A 15936-nucleotide genomic window follows, 5' to 3' on the forward strand; every position below is an offset into this window, starting at 1 on the left:
GAAATGGTGCTCGCACTGAAGTCGGGCAATTTCGGCGCGGCTGACTTCTTCAAAAAGGCAGCCGGCGTCCTTGCTGGAGACGTTGTCCGATGAACGATGAAACAAGGCTCAGGGAGCAAATTTGCAGCGTTGCCGCGTCCATGTTCACGCGCGGCCTTACTGCCGGAAGCTCGGGGAACATCTCCGCTCGCCTCGGCGACGGTCGGCTTCTCGTCTCGCCGACGGGATCGTCCTTTGGCACGCTCGATCCCGCCCGCCTGTCGTTGTTTGACGCGGAGGGGCGGTTCGTGGACGGCGACAAGCCGACGAAGGAAATGCCGCTGCATTCGGCGTTCTACGAGACGCGCGGTGCGCGCGCTGGAGCGGTCGTCCATCTTCATTCAACCCATTCGGTCGCGGTTTCGCTTCTGCCCGGCATCGATCCGGACAGCGTCTTCAAGCCATTGACGGCCTATTCGGTCATGCGGCTGGGCAAGGTGAAACTGCTGCCCTACATCCGGCCTGGCGATCCGTCGATGGGAGACGCCGTGCGCGGACTCGCTGGAAAACGGTCGGCAGTGTTGCTGGCCCACCACGGCCCCGTGGTGGCCGGCAAGGATCTCGAAGCCGCCGCCTACGCGATGGAAGAGCTTGAGGAAACGGCCAAACTCACGCTTCTCACCCGCGGCTTGCGGCCTAAAATCCTCGCAGCGCCGCAAATTCGTGAGTTGGTGGAATATTTTGACGTGGAGTGGGACGACTGATGCAGCTTTCGGCCAATCTGGGATTTCTTTTTCGTGACCTCGCGCTTCCAGACGCGATCCGTGCGGCAAAACGGCTCGGTTTTGCCGCCGTTGAGATGCATTGGCCATACGACACCGATGCATCGGTGATCGCGCAGACGCTCATCGAAACTGGCCTTCCGCTTCTTGGCATCAACACGGCCAGAGGCGACGTTGGAGCGGGTGACAATGGCCTCGCTGCGCTGCCGGGTCGGGAAACGGAAGCTCGCGCGGCGATTGACCAGGCGGTTCAATGGGCAGCAGCCACGCGCTGTCGCAACATCCATGTGATGGCAGGCAAGGCAACCGGTGACGAGGCCTTCGCGACCTTCGAAGGCAACTTGCGGTACGCATCGAAGAGCGCCGCGCAGCACAACATCGGGGTGCTGATCGAGCCGTTGAACCCGCGCGATGCGCCAGGCTATTTTCTTTCCGACCTCCCCACCGCCTTCTCCGTGGATTGGCTGACGCCCAGCTAGGGAGCGCAATACCCTGCATTCACGGCGACCCGCGCCATGAATGGACGGTGGAGCGACTGGCGAAGGAGGCCTCCATGTCGCGCTCGGTGTTCTTCGACAGGTTCCGCAGGGAGGTCGGCGTCCAGCCGATGGAGTACCTGCTATGTGGCGGATGGCCCTCGCCAGGGACATGCTGCGGCGCGGGGATGGCGGCGTGAAGGAGGTTGCGGAAACCGTCGGCTATGGCTCCGCCAGTTCCTTCCAGTGTTGCATTCACCCGGTTTGTCGGCATACCGCCAATACAGTTCGCACGCCAAAGGGTCTCACGGTAGGCTAGAGCTGTGAAGACCACTCCTTGGAATTCCCCTAGCCGACTTCTCGTTCGTTCATTTTTCCATGACGGACCACCGATTCCTGACCGACCAGGCCCCGCAATTGGCATCTTGCACCGGTGAGGCACCGAATAGCCGCTTGTATTCACGGCTGAATTGGGAGGCGCTGCCATAACCGACCGAAAGGCCACACCGGCTGCGTCCAGCGGCGCCTGCAACAGTTGCCGGCGCGCGCCGGATTGCCAACGTACAGTGTGCTGTCTCTTCAGATCGCGCGCGGGCCGCATGTCCGCGTCGCCCGACTATACGAAAAGACGGAGCGGAATTTTCGCGCCCGTCGCCCTCGCCACAGCCTCCATCTTGCCGAATCCGTCCACCATTAGTGGGAAAGTTCGTTCTTATAGAAAACCCCACCCTTCATGATCGCCTGGAAGGATTTGCCTTCGTCGCCGAGCAGCGAGATGTCCTTCAGTGGATCGCCGTCTATCACAATCATGTCAGCATAGGCCCCTGCGGCGATGGTGCCGATCTTGCCAGCCATCAAGCACAGTTCGGCCGCGTTGATGGTGGTCGATCGGATGACCTCGATGGGCGGCAGCGCCTCGGCGCGGATATTGAATTCCAGGTTCTGGTGTGGATGTAGAAAGCCTAGATGATCCGAACCATGGCAAATCTTTACACCGGCGTTGTGCATGATCTCCAGCGATACCGGGCCACGATCACGCACCCACTGCAGGCGCTCAACGGCGGCAGCGTCGAGTCCGAGCCTTTCAGCCTCGATGATTTGTCCCTCGTATGCGCTGATTGTCGGCGTTGAATAAGCGCCCTTCTCGGCCATGATCGCCGCCGTTGCGGGAGTGATCAGCGTACAGTGCTCGATCGACTTGATCCCGCAGGCCAGCGCCCGCGCGATTGACTCGTCCGAATGTGCGTGCACGCAAACGTAGGTCTTGGCGTTCTCCGCTTCTTCCTGGAAGGCGCGAAGCTCATCCATCGAATAGGCATTCCATGAGCGTGGCATCCGCAGCTGCGCCGCGCCGCCGCCGGCCATCACCTTGATGAACTGAGCGCCTTTGCGTATCTCCTCGCGCGCCGCGCGGCGACACTCATCAACGCCGTCGACGATCTTCGACACGTTGCCGAGTTGATTGTTGAAGGTTTCAGCCGAGATCAGGTCGCCGCGCTCGCGCGGATCGGTATGGCCGCCGGACTGGACAAAAGCCTTGCCGCACATGGTCAACCTGGGTCCGTCGATCAGACCGCTTTCAAGCGCGTATTTGAAGCCCAGCGTCGCCCCACCGACGTCGCGGACTGTCGTGAAGCCGCGCAACAGCATGCCCTTGACGATCTTGGCCGCGTGCAGCGCCACCAGTTCGTTGGGCATACGTGAGCTGGCGGACGGATCTTCAGCGGCCGAATAAACGTGGACGTGGCAATCGATCAAGCCGGGCATCAGCGTCTTGCCCTTCAGGTCGATCATGATCGCGTTGACGTCCTTAATCGGCTTGTCGGAAACTTCGTCAATCATGCCTTCCGACACCCGTACATGACGGTCATACTCCCCGTCGTCCGAGGAACCATCAAGCACGCGCGCGTTCTCGAAGACATATGAAGGCATGGGAATCTCCTCTTCAATCATTCCTGTTAGTAGGTCGCACGTCCGCCCGACAGGTCGAAGACCGCTCCGGTGGTGAAGGAATTCTCCTGCGTGGCCAGCCAGCAGATCATGGACGCTGCCTCCTCCAGTTCGAGCATGCGCCCGCGTGGGATCTTGCCAAGGATATAGGCTATATGTTCGGGCGCCTGGGCCATCGCGCCCGGTGTCTTGGCGACGGCCGGCGTCACGCAGTTGACGGCGACGTTGCGATCGGCCAACTCCTTACCAAGCGACTTGGTTAGCGCGATCACGCCGGCTTTCATTGACGAATAGGCGACCGCATTGGGATTGCCTTCCTTGCCGGCGACAGAGCTGATGTTGACGATGCGTCCGTAACCCTTCTCCATCATGTGGGGCACGATCGTTCGGCAGCAGTGGAAGGTGCCATTGAGTCCGACCTGAACCACCTCGGCGAAGGCTTCCGGCGGATACTCCCAAGTTGGCATATTAGGGCCAACCAAGGCGGCGTTATTAACTAGGATGTCGACCTTGCCGTAGCGCTCGACAGTTGCCTTTGTCGCAGCCTCAACTGAGGCGAGCACGCCGATATCGGCTGTCAGGCACTGGACGCGGTCTGAGGCTCCGACCTTCTCGGCGCAGACACCGAGCACCATCTCGTCGCGGTCCCAGATGGAGACACTCGCACCTGATTCGAGCATACGCTTGACGACGGCAAACCCGATTCCTTGAGCGCCTCCCGTGATGACTGCGGTTCGGCCTGCGAGATCATATTCATTCATGTATAGACGGTTCCTGACTTTCCGCTGGCGCCCCGGCTACGCCGGACGTGAGCAATTTCATTTTGTGTTTTCTGCCAAACCGGAATACGACCTTATTGGAGACATGATGGGCAGCGCGAAGACTTGATTGGGAACGGGTGCGTCGTGATCCGCGATGAGCCCCGGCGCAGCTGAACATTCGCGATTGTCGATCCCTTCCTTGGCACCAGGATCGTGGACAGTGGTCGGCCAATCCAGCATGGAGCTTTGCGACGAATGCGTTTTGACCTGTTGTCATTGGAATTGTTCGTCGCAGTCTGTGAGGAGCAAAGCATTGCCAAGGCCGCTGACCGCGAGCACATAGCTGCATCTGCAATCAGCAAGCGCATTTCCGATCTCGAGGCCCGGCTCAAGACACCGCTGTTCTTGCGTGGTTCCAAGGGGTTGGAACTCACCGCAGCCGCCAATTCCCTGCTGTACCACGCCCGCGTGGTCATGCGCGACCTGCGCCAGATGGAATCCGAGCTGTCCAATCATGCCAGCGGCGTGCGTGGCCACGTCCGCGTCTATGCCAGTGTTTCCACCATCATCCAACACCTGCCGCGTGACCTGCGCGAGTTCCTCGCCCTACACGACGCCGTGCGCATTGACCTGCAGGAAGGAACAAGCCAGGAGGCGCTCGAGGCGGTGGCGGAGAACGCCGCCGATATCGGCGTCTTCGGCGGCGTTGTGCCGCGCCAAGGCTTGAAGATCATCCCGTACCGTGTCGACCGCATTGTCGCACTCGTTCACAAGGACCACCCGCTGGCGGACCGCACGATCGTCAAGTTTGCTGAGTTCACCGATTTCGATCTAATCGGGCCGATGAAGGGATCCTTCCTCGACTCGCTTGTGCTACGCGCTGCTTCCGACCTCGCCCGCTCGTTGCGGATGCCAGTCCGCGTGAACGGTTTCGAGACCGTATTCAGCATGGTTGAAGCCGGACTGGGGATCGGCCTGGTCCCGGAGAAATGCGCCGAGCGCTATGTGACCAGCGGCAACACCGTCGCCATCGTCCTTGACGAACCCTGGGCCGAGCGCCAGTGGAACCTTTGCGTGCAGGCAAGCCAGACCATGCCGCCGCCCGTGCGGCTGCTGCTCAACCATCTCACCAACAGCGAAACCCGATAAGGCCGCTTGATTTCGCCGGCCGTCCTCGTCGGCGCGGTCCGCCCGCGACCGCCGGGGCGCGTTCGCCTATGGCGATGGGCTGTTTCCGAAGGACGACTTCGAGGATGCACGCGACACTCCTATAAGACACCCGAAAGGGCGCGCGCCGTGGTGGTTTGCGCTCCTGTGAAATCCATCTGGAGGAATAGGACGTGAAAATCGCGGTACTTCCCGGCGACGGCATCGGCAAGGAGGTGACCGCTGAGGCGGTCAAAGTGTTGCGCTCACTTGCCGGCGCTGGACTCGCCTTCGAGATGACCGAAGCCATCATCGGCGACGAAGGCATTCAGACCGTCGGCGATGCGTTGCCGGCGAAAACGCTTGAACTCTGCCGTGCGGTTGACGCTATCCTGCTTGGCGGTACCGGTGTGCCCGCCGACGAGCACCGCCCACCATCCGAAGGCGCTGGAAACGGGTTGTTGCGGCTTCGCCGGGCGCTGTCGCTCTATGCCAATTTTCGTCCGGTCCTGCTCTATCCCGAATTGCTCGACGCCTCGACGCTGAAGCCGGAGGTGGTCGAAGGCGTCGATATGCTGATCCTGCGGGAGTTGAATGGTGACCTGTATTTCGGCGAGCCCCGCGGCATCTCTGTCAACGCGGCCGGGGAGCGCGAAGGCATCAACACAATGCGCTACACCGAGAGCGAGATAGACCGTATCGCCCATGTAGGCTTCAAGGCGGCACAAAAACGCGGCAGGAAGCTGTGCTCTGTCGACAAGTCGAACGTGCTGGAGACAATGATGTTGTGGCGCGAGGTGGTGACCCGCGTCGGCAAGGACTATACGGATGTGGAACTGACCCATCTCTATGTCGATGCAGCCTCCATGGCGCTGATCCGCAATCCCAGGCAGTTTGACGTCATCGTCACCGGAAATGTCTTCGGTGACATCCTCTCCGATGCCGCGGCGATGCTTGCCGGTTCAATCGGCATGCTGCCGTCGGCCTCGTTGGGTGTCGGAAACAAGGGGCTCTACGAACCTGTCCACGGCACCGCACCCGACATTGCGGGCCGCAATATTGCCAATCCGCTGGCAGCGATTTTGTCGGTAGCGCTGATGCTGCGCTATTCTTTCTCGCTGGAAGATGAGGCCGCGCGGGTCGAGGCTGCGGTCCGTTCGGTGCTTGCCGCCGGCTACCGAACCGCCGACATTATGCGGCCCGGCTGTCGCAGGGTCTCCACCAGCGAGATGGGTGACGCCGTTGTAGCGGTTCTCGTCGCCGGAACCAGCAGGCAGGCCGTCTGCTGATCGGTCCGATGCGTCGCAAGTTCCTAGAAAGGAGAGTCCCTCTCCCGCCTGGGCGTCTTCAATCCAGGTCTGACGCTCGACTGAAATCCCAGTGGGCGCAAAAGGAGTACGACACGCGATGAAATTGCTGCGCTATGGCGAGCCGGGTGAGGAAAAGCCTGGCATTCTCGACCGCGAGGGCCTCATTCGTAACCTGTCTGGCCATGTCTGCGATATTGCCGGCGGGACGCTGTGTCCCATTGGTCTCGACGCGCTCCGTGCGATCGATATCGCCAGTCTCCCGGTCGTCGACGGTAATCCACGCATCGGCCCTTGCGTCGCCGGGACCGGAAAATTCATCTGCATCGGGCTGAATTATTCTGACCATGCCGAGGAAACCGGCGCCACGGTGCCGTCGGAGCCGATTATCTTCATGAAGGCAACTTCGGCGATCACCGGCCCATACGACCGGGTCGAGATCCCACGCGGTTCCGAAAAGACCGACTGGGAGGTCGAACTCGGCGTCGTTATCGGCAAGACCGCGAAATATGTCTCGGAGGACGAGGCGATGGACCATGTCGCTGGCTATTGTGTCGTCAACGACTTATCCGAGCGCTCCTTCCAGGCCGAACGACAAGGTCAGTGGACCAAGGGCAAGTCGGCCGACACCTTCGGCCCGCTCGGGCCCTGGCTGGTCACCGCGGACGAGGTGTGCGATCCACAGCCGCTGAAGATGCATCTTGAGGTCAATGGCAAAGCCTTCCAGAACGGCTCGACAGCGACCATGGTCTACGGCGTGAGGCACTTGGTATCCTATCTGTCGCAGTTCATGAGCCTGCGCCCCGGCGATATCATTTCCACTGGCACTCCGCCCGGCGTCGGCCTCGGTCAGAAGCCGAATATTTTTCTCAAGGCTGGCGATGTCATTACCTTGGGCATCGAGGGTCTTGGCGAACAACGCCAGCAATGCATTCAGGCGTAGCGATCGGATGCTCCATGACCGTCGACCCGACGCCTTTGACGTGGGTGGCAGCGATTTAAATCCTCGAAGCTCGACGATTTCCGGTCGCCATCCCGATTAGGGGCCTTCCTATCGCCCATCAATGTTGGCATCTGACATTTCTAGACCCGCCGGAGCAGGCATGCACTTCAATTTTTCCGACCTCAAGCCCATTGAGCGATACAAGCTCCTGTCCTCCACCATCACGCCCCGCCCAATAGCCTGGGTTTCCACCATCAGCGAAGCCGGTCAACGCAACGCCGCGCCGTTCTCCTTCTTCAATGTTTTCGGCGAGGATCCGCCGGTTGTCGGATTCTCGATCAACGACCGCAGTCCGGGCGACCGGAAGGACACAGGCCGTAACATCCGCGCCACCGGCGAGTTCGTCGTCAACCTAGTCGACGAGGATCAGCTGAAGGCGATGAACGTCACGGCCACTGAATACGGCCCGGCCGTCGACGAGTTCACCGTCTCCGGCCTGAGCTCGCAGGCCTCGCTTTCGATCGGCGCGCCGCGCATCGCAGAAAGTCCGGTGTCCTTCGAGTGCAAGCTGATGCAAATCGTCGAGCTGGGGTCAAACCGTTCGCTTATCCTCGGCCATGTGCAAGTCATGCATATCCGCAACGACCTGCTCATCAATCCGGAACGCTTCCATGTCGATACGGCGAAGATGCGCGTCGTCGGGCGGATGCAGGGTAACAACTACATTGTCTGCGACGACATTTTTGAGATGGCACGCCTTCAGCCATAAGCCTGATTGCGGGAATAGAAGCGGCGCTTCCTTCACGGTGTTCGGTGCTCGTCGAGCGGGTGTCAGGCCGCGGAGCGAGAGCGACCCTATGGAGTTTTGGCGTATAACCGAGGCAAGTCGTTCGAGCCATGGATGACCCTAGCTGTGTCCCGATAGCGTTGCTTTCTGTAGCGGTTGTGGCTCAAACAGCAGCGAACACGATCGTTGCTAGCGGCGTAGAGAACGGTGCATCCGCGACTGCGTGGTCTCAAAGCGCAGCCGACAATAACGCCATTTGGCCCTTTCGTGTCAGTCGGTGACAGCCCCGATACTGAGCCATGGCGTCGCTTGCGCCGACGCTTTCTCATGATCTTTGATCGCCGGCAGTTCCGCCAGAGTGTCGTCGATGAAATCATTGCCCTTCAGCAGTCGCTCCCGGTCTGAATCGACAATCAAGAACGGCACTGTGCCAAGCCGCAGGTGGCTGAGCTCGCGCCTTTCCAGGTCCACCGTGAAGCGCGCTTCCTGCGGATTCGCCGCCGCGCGCAGGCACTCTGCTAGCACGTCCTCACTGACGGTCGCAGGAATGATGCCGTTGTTGATGCAGTTCGCCTTGAAAATATCGGCGAACATGGAGGAGATCAGGCAGCGTATGCCAAATGATTTCAGTGCCCAGGGCGCGTGCTCGCGCGACGAACCGGAGCCGAAATTACGCCCCGCGATGATGATCGTCGCCTCGTCATAGGGCTGCTTGTTGAGGATAAAGTCCGGATCTGGTGTGCCGTCTGGTCTGTAGCGCAGGCTATGAAACAGGAACGGTGCCATCGCGTTGCGATCCGGCTTGCGCAGGAACTGCTGGGGATAGATCAGGTCTGTGTTGATGTCGGACATCGGAAAGGGCGCGGCGATGCCGCTGTGTCCGGAGATCGGTTCCATATTCGCCTCAGATCAGTTCGCGCACGTCTGTCAAATGGCCGGTGATCGCCGCTGCCGCGGCCATGGCGGGGCTCATCAGATGCGTACGCGCACCGCGCCCCTGTCGCCCTTCGAAATTCCGGTTCGATGTCGATGCGCATCGTTCGCCAGGTTTCAGCCGCTCGCCATTCATCGCCAGGCACATCGAGCAGCCAGGCTCACGCCAGTCGAATCCGGCCTCGATGAAGATCTGGTCGAGTCCCTCCTGCTCAGCCTGGTCCTTGACCGGCCCCGAACCAGGCACAATCCAGGCAGTCGTACCGTCGGCGACCTTGCGCCCCCGCACCACTACGGCCGCGGCCCGCAAATCCTCGATGCGGCCATTGGTGCACGAGCCGATGAAGACGTGATCAACGTGGATGTCGGTCAGCGCCTGTCCGGGCTGCAGGCCCATGTAGTCGAGTGCGCCTTGGATACTGGTGCGCTCGCTCTCGTTGTCGCAGGACGAAGGGTTTGGCACCCTGCCTACGATCGGCAGCGATTGGCCGGGATTGGTGCCCCAGGTGACGAAGGGCACTACGTCGGATCCGGCGATTTCGACATCCGCGTCGAAGAACGCATCCGGATCTGACTTCAGCGAGCGCCACGAATCCACTGCCCGGCCCCACATTTCGTCCTTCGGCGAGTATTTGCGTCCTTCCAGATAGGCGATGGTCTTCTCGTCGGGCGCCACCATGCCGGCGCGCGCGCCGCCCTCGATCGACATGTTGCACAGCGTCATGCGCTGTTCCATGGTCAGCGCCCGAACCGCCTCTCCCTGGTATTCGATGACGTGGCCGGTACCACCTGCCACGCCAATCCTATGCAGAATCGAAAGGATTAGGTCTTTCGCCGTTGCGCCGGAGGGCAGTTCGCCCTTCACGTTGACACGCATCGACTTGGACTTGCGCTGCACGATGGTCTGCGTCGCCAGCACGTGCTCGACCTCGGAGATACCGATGCCAAAGGCGAGTGCCCCGAATGCGCCAAGGGTGGAGGTGTGGCTGTCGCCGCACACCACCAGAGCGCCGGGCAGCACAAAGCCGAGTTCAGGCCCGATCACGTGGACGATACCCTGCCGGCGGTTGCCGACCGAATAGACGTCGATACCGGCCTGCCCGCAGTAGGCCTCAATGTCCTGGACCATCTTGCGTGCGTCCTCGTCCTCATAGGCGATCCCGTTGACGCGGGGCGTCGTGGGAACGACGTGGTCGGCCACGCCGATCGTCAGATCGGGACGGTGCACCTTGCGCCCGCGCGCACTTAGCCCCGAAAATGCGTAAGTCGCGACACCTTCATGAACCAGATGTCGGTCGACAAAGAGAATGGCCCTGTTGTCGCCCAGCGGCTTGACGACATGGGCATCCCAGATTTTTTCATACAGCGTCTTCGCCATGGTGACCTCTTCGCGGCGCCGCCTGATTGCATCTGCCGAGGACACTCGCTGAACGGCGCATGCGACTGGACACCAGGCGCTCGTCATCGGCGAAATCCTCAGAGGTATCAGGCCGCCTGCAATCTAGGAGTTAGCCCACACGCCTTGAAGGCTCATTTCGACATGGCTCCGTCGCGAACGACGATGCGGATCACGCCCTGGTCCAGTTTGCCCGCCGCATCTTCAAAATCAGCGGAGCGGCTGGACAGTTCTGCCTCCCAGCCCTGTCAGGTGTTGGTCGGCATTCCCAAGCCGACGCCAAAAACGGTCGGTCATGAAGGCTCCGATCCCGGCACGCCTTCCTACACGCAACGAGAAGTACGGAGAATTGTCAGACACCAAGATAGTCGAGTAGACTTTCTTCCTCCGCAGCCATCTGGAGATTCGTCAATTCCTTTACGATCTTCCCGTTCTCGATCATGTAGTATCTGTCCGTAACCTCAGCCGCAAACTGAAGATTCTGTTCGACCAATAGAATTGTCAGACCGGTCGACTTGATATCATTAATGATCGCACCGATTGCATCGACAACTACAGGAGCCAAGCCCTCGGTTGGCTCATCAAGCAGGAGGAACGACGCTCCCATATAGAGCGGACGCGCGATCGCCAGCATCTGCTTCTCTCCGCCAGACAGAGACGCTGCTTTTTGCAGGCGCCGCGCCTTGAGAATGGGGAAATGCTGGTAGATCCGTTCAAGTGGCCATCCTGTGGTTTTGTTCGGCCGACCGATGGTCAGATTTTCATGGACGTTCAATGTCGAAAATATGCCGCGGTCCTCAGGGGCAAAGCCCACTCCCATCCTGCAAATGCGCTCGGGCGAAAGGTCGATGATTTCCGAGCTGCCAAAACGGATGCTGCCCGTCCGGCGCGGTATGTCACCAATGATGGATTTAAGCAGCGTGGTCTTGCCGGCGCCGTTGCGCCCCACCAGCGTCACGACCTCGCCTGCGTCGACTGACAGGCCAACACTCTGCAATATATGGCTTTCACCATAATAGGCATCGAGATTTCTTATCTCCAACATACTCAATGGCGTTTTCCCAGATAGGCTTCGATTACGCGAGGGTCCGTTCGTACGTCGTCATAGCGCCCGCGAGCGAGCAGAGCACCCTGCTGCATGACGATGATTTCGTCGGCGACATCGGCGATGACTCCAAGATTGTGCTCCACAACGATGATCGTGCGCTCGCGGGACAATTGGGCGATTAGGTCAGTTGTGCGTGACACGTCCGCACTCGTCATCCCTGCGGTCGGTTCGTCGAGAAGAAGGATCGCCGGGTGCGCCGCCAAGGAGATCGCGAGTTCCAAGGCCCGTTTGCGGCCATAGGAAAGATCACTGGCCGGCCGCTCGCGCAAAGATGGCGGAATGCCGACTTGATCCAGCAAAGCGTTGGCTTCAGGTCTGTGGTTTTCGTGCCAGCCTGACTTCGCCAGCACTTTGGCGCCCCCATCCGCTCGCCGTTGCACCGACAGGACAACATTGTCCATGACCGCCAGATTGGGAAAAATGCTGGTGATTTGAAAACTTCGCACGATCCCGCGCCGGGCAAACTGTTCGGTGCGCAGCGAAGTCATGTCTTCACCATTAAACAGCAGACGACCACGCTTGGGCCGATAAAAACCGCTCAAGACATTGAACAGAGTGGTCTTGCCGGCGCCGTTCGGTCCGATGATCCCGTAAACCGGCTTTTTCTCGAACTTCAAGCTAATGTTGTTGATGGCCGTGAAACCGCCAAAGCTCATTGTGACCGATTGCAGTTCAAGGAGCGGCACGTCTGTCGAACCCGCCCCGTAGACGGAGTTACTAGCGCCAGGATCAGGCATCGGCCACCTCTCCGGTTGTTGCAATCTGGTTCGGGTTTGCAGCGTAAAGCTCACCCTTTGCCGGCATATCGGGCGACGTGGCGCGATCGACCGAATGATGCACGATCTCGCCGAGTATTCCGCGTCGGAACAACAGCACGACGGCCACGAACAGAAGGCCGAGGAACAGGCTGCCATTGTCCGTGATTGACGACAACGTATTGCGCATGAGCAAAACGATGCCACTGCCTAAAAATGGGCCGAAGATGGTACCGGCGCCGCCAAGCAGCGTCATCATGATAGGCTCTCCAGAAGCGCGCCATGAGACCATTTCAAGGGTAACAAACTGATGGTTAAGGGCATAGAGAGCGCCGCCGATCGAGCACACCACTGCCGAAAATACATACGCCTTCACACGCAAGCCGTAGACGCTGTAGCCAAGACTCATCATGCGCTGCTCGTTCTCGCGGGCGCCGAGAAGCGCAAGGCCATACGGCGACTTTAGAAGTCGAATTGTCGTGATAATCACCAAGGCAGCGGCAGCGAGGCAAACATAATAGAAGATCCGGTCGTCCTTGAGGTCCAAGCCCAGGAGCGTTGGTCGAACCAATCCGTGCAACCCGTCCTCACCGCCCGTGTAGTCGGGAAACTGATTGACGACGAAATAGACGATCGACGCGAATGCAAAGGTGATCATAGAGAAATAGATCCCTTTCTTTCTTGCGGCGATGAAGCCAAAAAGAAGACTTACAATGGTGCTCAGGGCGACGCCGGCGAGCAGCGAAAGGAACATCGGAGCCCCGAACTTAACCATCAGGATCCCGGTGACGTAGGCCGACATGCCCCAATAGGCGGCCTGGCCGAACGAGAGGAGTCCGCCGATCGCGAACAACAGATCGAAACCAACCGCAAACAGCCCCCAAAGGATAATGTCAGTCGCAAGGACTGGATAGACCAGCCACGGAAGCAAAAGCGCTGCCGCCAGCGCAATGAGAGCGGTGGGTCGGCTCAAGAACACCCGCCGCGCACGCTCGGTCATCGGTGTATAATGCAGCGCGAAATGCGAAATATCGATGCCTTGGAAAATCCCGCCCGGGCGTATTAGGAGCACGACAAGCATCAAAATGTATATGACTGCGGAGGCCGCCGGCGCATAGAAGATGGCCGCGATAGCCGAGACGAGGCCTGACGCAAAGCCCATGATTGCCGATCCGGCGATCGAGCCCATGCCGCCGGCGACGACCACGGCGAAGACGAAATTGATCATTTCCTCTCCCATAAACGGCGACACGTTGCGCATCGGTGCGGAAAGCGCCCCCGCGAGCCCAGCCAGAGCGGAGGCGAAAAAGAACGTGCCGGACACGAGAAGGGGCACATTGCCGCCGAAGCATTTAAGCAGATCGGGCCGCTCCGATGCCGCCCGGATCAGCGCTCCCAGGCGCGTGCGCTCAAGCGCCAAATATGTGCCCAGACATAGAAATACCGATACCACAACGACGAAGAGGCGATATTTCGGGTATGAGGCGAAGCCGAGGCTGACGGCACCCTTGAGAAGGTCAGGCACCAGGTATGGCGCCGACGTAACGCCGTAAAAAATTCGAACAACGTCTTCGATGATCAGCGAGAGGCCGAAGGTCAAAATCAGGATGTAGGCGAGATCCAAGCCATAAAGTCGGCGGATGAGCAGCCGCTCAATAATCACACCAAGCAGTCCGACCAGAACGGCGGAAATGAGAAAGCCCAGCCAAAGCGAAACACCGAGATGCGATCCCAGAATCACCGCGATGATTGCGCCCAGCATGAACATCGCGCCATGCATGAAATTAACCACGCGCATCATGCCGAAGATGATGCTCATGCCGAGACTCATCAACGCCAGGACACCTCCCGTGACAAGTCCGTTGAAGAGCAAAATTGCATAGTAAGACATTGGCCGGCCTCGGTTGCGTTGCGGATGAACCCCTCTCCCCGTCGGCGATCAGCCGGCGGCGGGAGGCATGCTTCTTCCGCTACCAATCGTGCTTGCAGGTGCTTTCTGCTTCCGGGTAGTACGCCTCATCCCCTGGAACCGACCCGACGATGTTGAAAAAGTCGCTGTCGTTCTTGACCTCCGATGCGGGTTTGACCTGGCCAATAAAGGTACGCTTCACCACAAGATGGTCGCGCTTGCGCATGAGCGCGTCCTTGGTGAACATGTCGCTGAAACGCCGACCTTCTAGGGCTTCCGTTACCTTGTCGGGATCGTCCGTCCCGATTTCTTGGACGGCCTTCAGTACTTGATAGACGGCAGAATAGTTGCCCGCGTGTATGTCACCAGGGTAGAAGCTGAGCTTCTCGCGGAAACGCTTTGTGAATTTCCGGGTTTCGTCGTCGAGATCCCAATACCAGATCAGCGCGGCGTTTACGCCGGCCCACGTGTCCGGCCCGAGAGCCTTCACATCAGAAAGATTCAACTGTCCGGGAACAATCTTTATTCCGGCATCCATCAAGCCGAATTCACGGGCCTGCTTAACCGCGTTGCGCAGATCCTGTCCGGATTCAAGGATTCCGATTGCCTCGGCGCCAGCCGCCTGCGCTTTGAGAAGATAGCTTGAGAAATCGTCGTTCGGGAACGGCACCATATCCACCCCAACGACCTCACCACCGTTTTGATTAACGGCACTCGAGAAAGAAGCCAGCAACGACTTTCCGAAGGCAAAGTCGGCTGTGATAAAATACCATTTTTTGGTGCCGTCCTGGGTCATTTTCTTGACCGGCGCGGACATGGCTGAGGTATCGTATCCATAGTGCCAAGTGTATTTGCCGCAAGCTTCATTCGTAAGCGCCATGGTTCCCGGGCTAACAAAGGTCGTCAGAATGTGCCTTTCGTTAGCGAGCTTGGCTATGGCAATGGCTGCGGCGGAACTCGACACGTCGGTAATGAGGTTCACGCCCTGAGAGTCTATGATCTCGCGCGCCTTATTGACCGAGAGTGCAGGATCCAGCTTGTTGTCGACGACGATGACATTGATCGGTACCCCGTTGACCTTTCCACCGAAGTCATCAACGGCCATCTTGGCGAATTCAACGTCACCGGGACCTGATGTTTCTGAATAAACCGAAGAAAGATCGGTCAACATCAGGATATTGAACTGTTTGGCTTTCATCTGAGCATACGCCGGGACGGTACCGGCAAAAGCGATAGCCGCCAGCAGGCCAGCGGCTGCCAATGATTTAATCCGCATTTCAACTCCTCCTCCTCGAAAACAGGCATCCCTAGCCGTGAGCCACTTCAGTGACCGCATCTTATTGTCATTCGGTTTTTAGCGGCAACGAAAGCAATGGGAGAAGTCTCATATGGGCAGGACGTCATCGCGTTTGGAGATGCACCACATCGCGCCAATCGCATCGCCATGGAAACTCCAGAACATCCGCGGGCCAACCTCAAATGATTTTCGCGTGCGCCAAGGTTTTACCGCGTTTCACTGATCGCGGCGCCCCTCTGGTGACCGAGCGACACTAGTAGGCGGAACATTCCTGGATATTCGCCACGCTTCATCCTATGGGCGCTGCCGAGCACCAACGCCCTCAATTCAGTATCTTCTTCCTCACCTCGAAAGGGCCCAGCACCGAACCTGTCCCGAGCGGCAGGTGAGAGGACGGTCTTAGTGTC

General features: G+C 59.2%; 14 protein-coding genes and 1 pseudogene. 7 read left to right on the top strand and 8 right to left on the bottom strand.

Going from position 1 to position 15936, the window contains the following annotated elements; translation table 11 throughout:
* The first annotated feature begins 89 nt into the window (after window positions 1–89).
* From otnC to EN991_RS04770, 3 genes and pseudogenes are all read left to right on the top strand, one after another.
* The gene (gene otnC / locus EN991_RS04760) at window positions 90–743 is read left to right on the top strand and encodes a 3-oxo-tetronate 4-phosphate decarboxylase (RefSeq protein ID WP_064994833.1); all 654 of its coding nucleotides are present in this window, start codon (window positions 90–92) and stop codon (window positions 741–743) included.
* 95 nt (window positions 744–838) lie between these two features.
* Window positions 839–1240 carry a TIM barrel protein gene (locus tag EN991_RS04765; RefSeq protein ID WP_348630134.1) on the top strand — a complete coding sequence of 134 codons (402 nt, stop codon included), beginning with the start codon at window positions 839–841 and terminating at the stop codon, window positions 1238–1240.
* Window positions 1210–1551: pseudogene (locus tag EN991_RS04770) on the top strand (helix-turn-helix transcriptional regulator); the annotation flags it as partial. The gene EN991_RS04765 and the pseudogene EN991_RS04770, both read left to right, overlap by 31 nt.
* A 379-nt stretch (window positions 1552–1930) precedes the next feature.
* On the opposite strand, the gene EN991_RS04780 reads toward EN991_RS04770, so the two are convergent.
* On the bottom strand, window positions 1931–3190 hold the full coding sequence (locus EN991_RS04780; protein WP_245460896.1) for an amidohydrolase family protein: 1260 nt from the start codon (window positions 3188–3190) through the stop codon (window positions 1931–1933).
* Between the two features lie 5 nt (window positions 3191–3195).
* Window positions 3196–3948 carry an SDR family NAD(P)-dependent oxidoreductase gene (locus EN991_RS04785; protein WP_064994829.1) on the bottom strand — a complete coding sequence of 251 codons (753 nt, stop codon included), beginning with the start codon at window positions 3946–3948 and terminating at the stop codon, window positions 3196–3198.
* 255 nt (window positions 3949–4203) lie between these two features.
* Between EN991_RS04785 and EN991_RS04790 the strand changes: the two genes are divergently transcribed.
* From EN991_RS04790 to EN991_RS04805, 4 genes are all read left to right on the top strand, one after another.
* Window positions 4204–5097 (top strand): LysR family transcriptional regulator, encoded by an 894-nt coding sequence (locus EN991_RS04790; RefSeq protein ID WP_127368273.1) that lies wholly within the window; start codon window positions 4204–4206, stop codon window positions 5095–5097.
* 191 nt (window positions 5098–5288) lie between these two features.
* Window positions 5289–6383, top strand: a complete 1095-nt coding sequence (gene leuB, locus EN991_RS04795) for a 3-isopropylmalate dehydrogenase (protein ID WP_064994827.1) — start codon at window positions 5289–5291, stop codon at window positions 6381–6383.
* Between the two features lie 118 nt (window positions 6384–6501).
* Window positions 6502–7344: a fumarylacetoacetate hydrolase family protein gene (locus EN991_RS04800; RefSeq protein ID WP_127368274.1), complete on the top strand. Its 843-nt coding sequence runs from the start codon at window positions 6502–6504 to the stop codon at window positions 7342–7344.
* Window positions 7345–7504: 160 nt separating this feature from the next.
* Complete coding sequence (locus tag EN991_RS04805) at window positions 7505–8113, top strand: flavin reductase family protein (RefSeq protein WP_064994825.1); 609 nt, start codon at window positions 7505–7507, stop codon at window positions 8111–8113.
* A gap of 288 nt (window positions 8114–8401) precedes the next feature.
* Here EN991_RS04805 and leuD read toward each other — a convergent pair whose 3' ends face one another.
* The 6 genes from leuD to EN991_RS04835 form a co-directional block, all read right to left on the bottom strand.
* A complete protein-coding gene (gene leuD / locus EN991_RS04810) occupies window positions 8402–9028 on the bottom strand; it encodes a 3-isopropylmalate dehydratase small subunit (RefSeq protein ID WP_064994824.1) in 627 nt (208 codons plus the stop codon).
* A 7-nt stretch (window positions 9029–9035) separates the two neighbouring features.
* Entirely contained in the window at window positions 9036–10442 is a 1407-nt protein-coding gene (leuC, locus tag EN991_RS04815; RefSeq protein WP_127368275.1) for a 3-isopropylmalate dehydratase large subunit, read from the bottom strand.
* Window positions 10443–10812: 370 nt separating this feature from the next.
* The gene (locus EN991_RS04820; protein ID WP_064994822.1) at window positions 10813–11505 is read right to left on the bottom strand and encodes an ABC transporter ATP-binding protein; all 693 of its coding nucleotides are present in this window, start codon (window positions 11503–11505) and stop codon (window positions 10813–10815) included.
* 2 nt (window positions 11506–11507) lie between these two features.
* A complete protein-coding gene (locus tag EN991_RS04825) occupies window positions 11508–12305 on the bottom strand; it encodes an ABC transporter ATP-binding protein (RefSeq protein ID WP_157678544.1) in 798 nt (265 codons plus the stop codon).
* Window positions 12298–14214: an ABC transporter permease gene (locus EN991_RS04830; protein ID WP_127368276.1), complete on the bottom strand. Its 1917-nt coding sequence runs from the start codon at window positions 14212–14214 to the stop codon at window positions 12298–12300. Before EN991_RS04830 ends, EN991_RS04825 begins: the two co-directional genes overlap by 8 nt.
* 79 nt (window positions 14215–14293) lie before the next feature.
* Window positions 14294–15508, bottom strand: a complete 1215-nt coding sequence (locus EN991_RS04835) for an ABC transporter substrate-binding protein (protein ID WP_064994819.1) — start codon at window positions 15506–15508, stop codon at window positions 14294–14296.
* Window positions 15509–15936 lie beyond the last annotated feature (428 nt).

It is taken from the genome of Mesorhizobium sp. M7A.F.Ca.US.005.03.2.1, from assembly GCF_003997795.1.
Lineage (GTDB): Bacteria > Pseudomonadota > Alphaproteobacteria > Rhizobiales > Rhizobiaceae > Mesorhizobium > Mesorhizobium ciceri.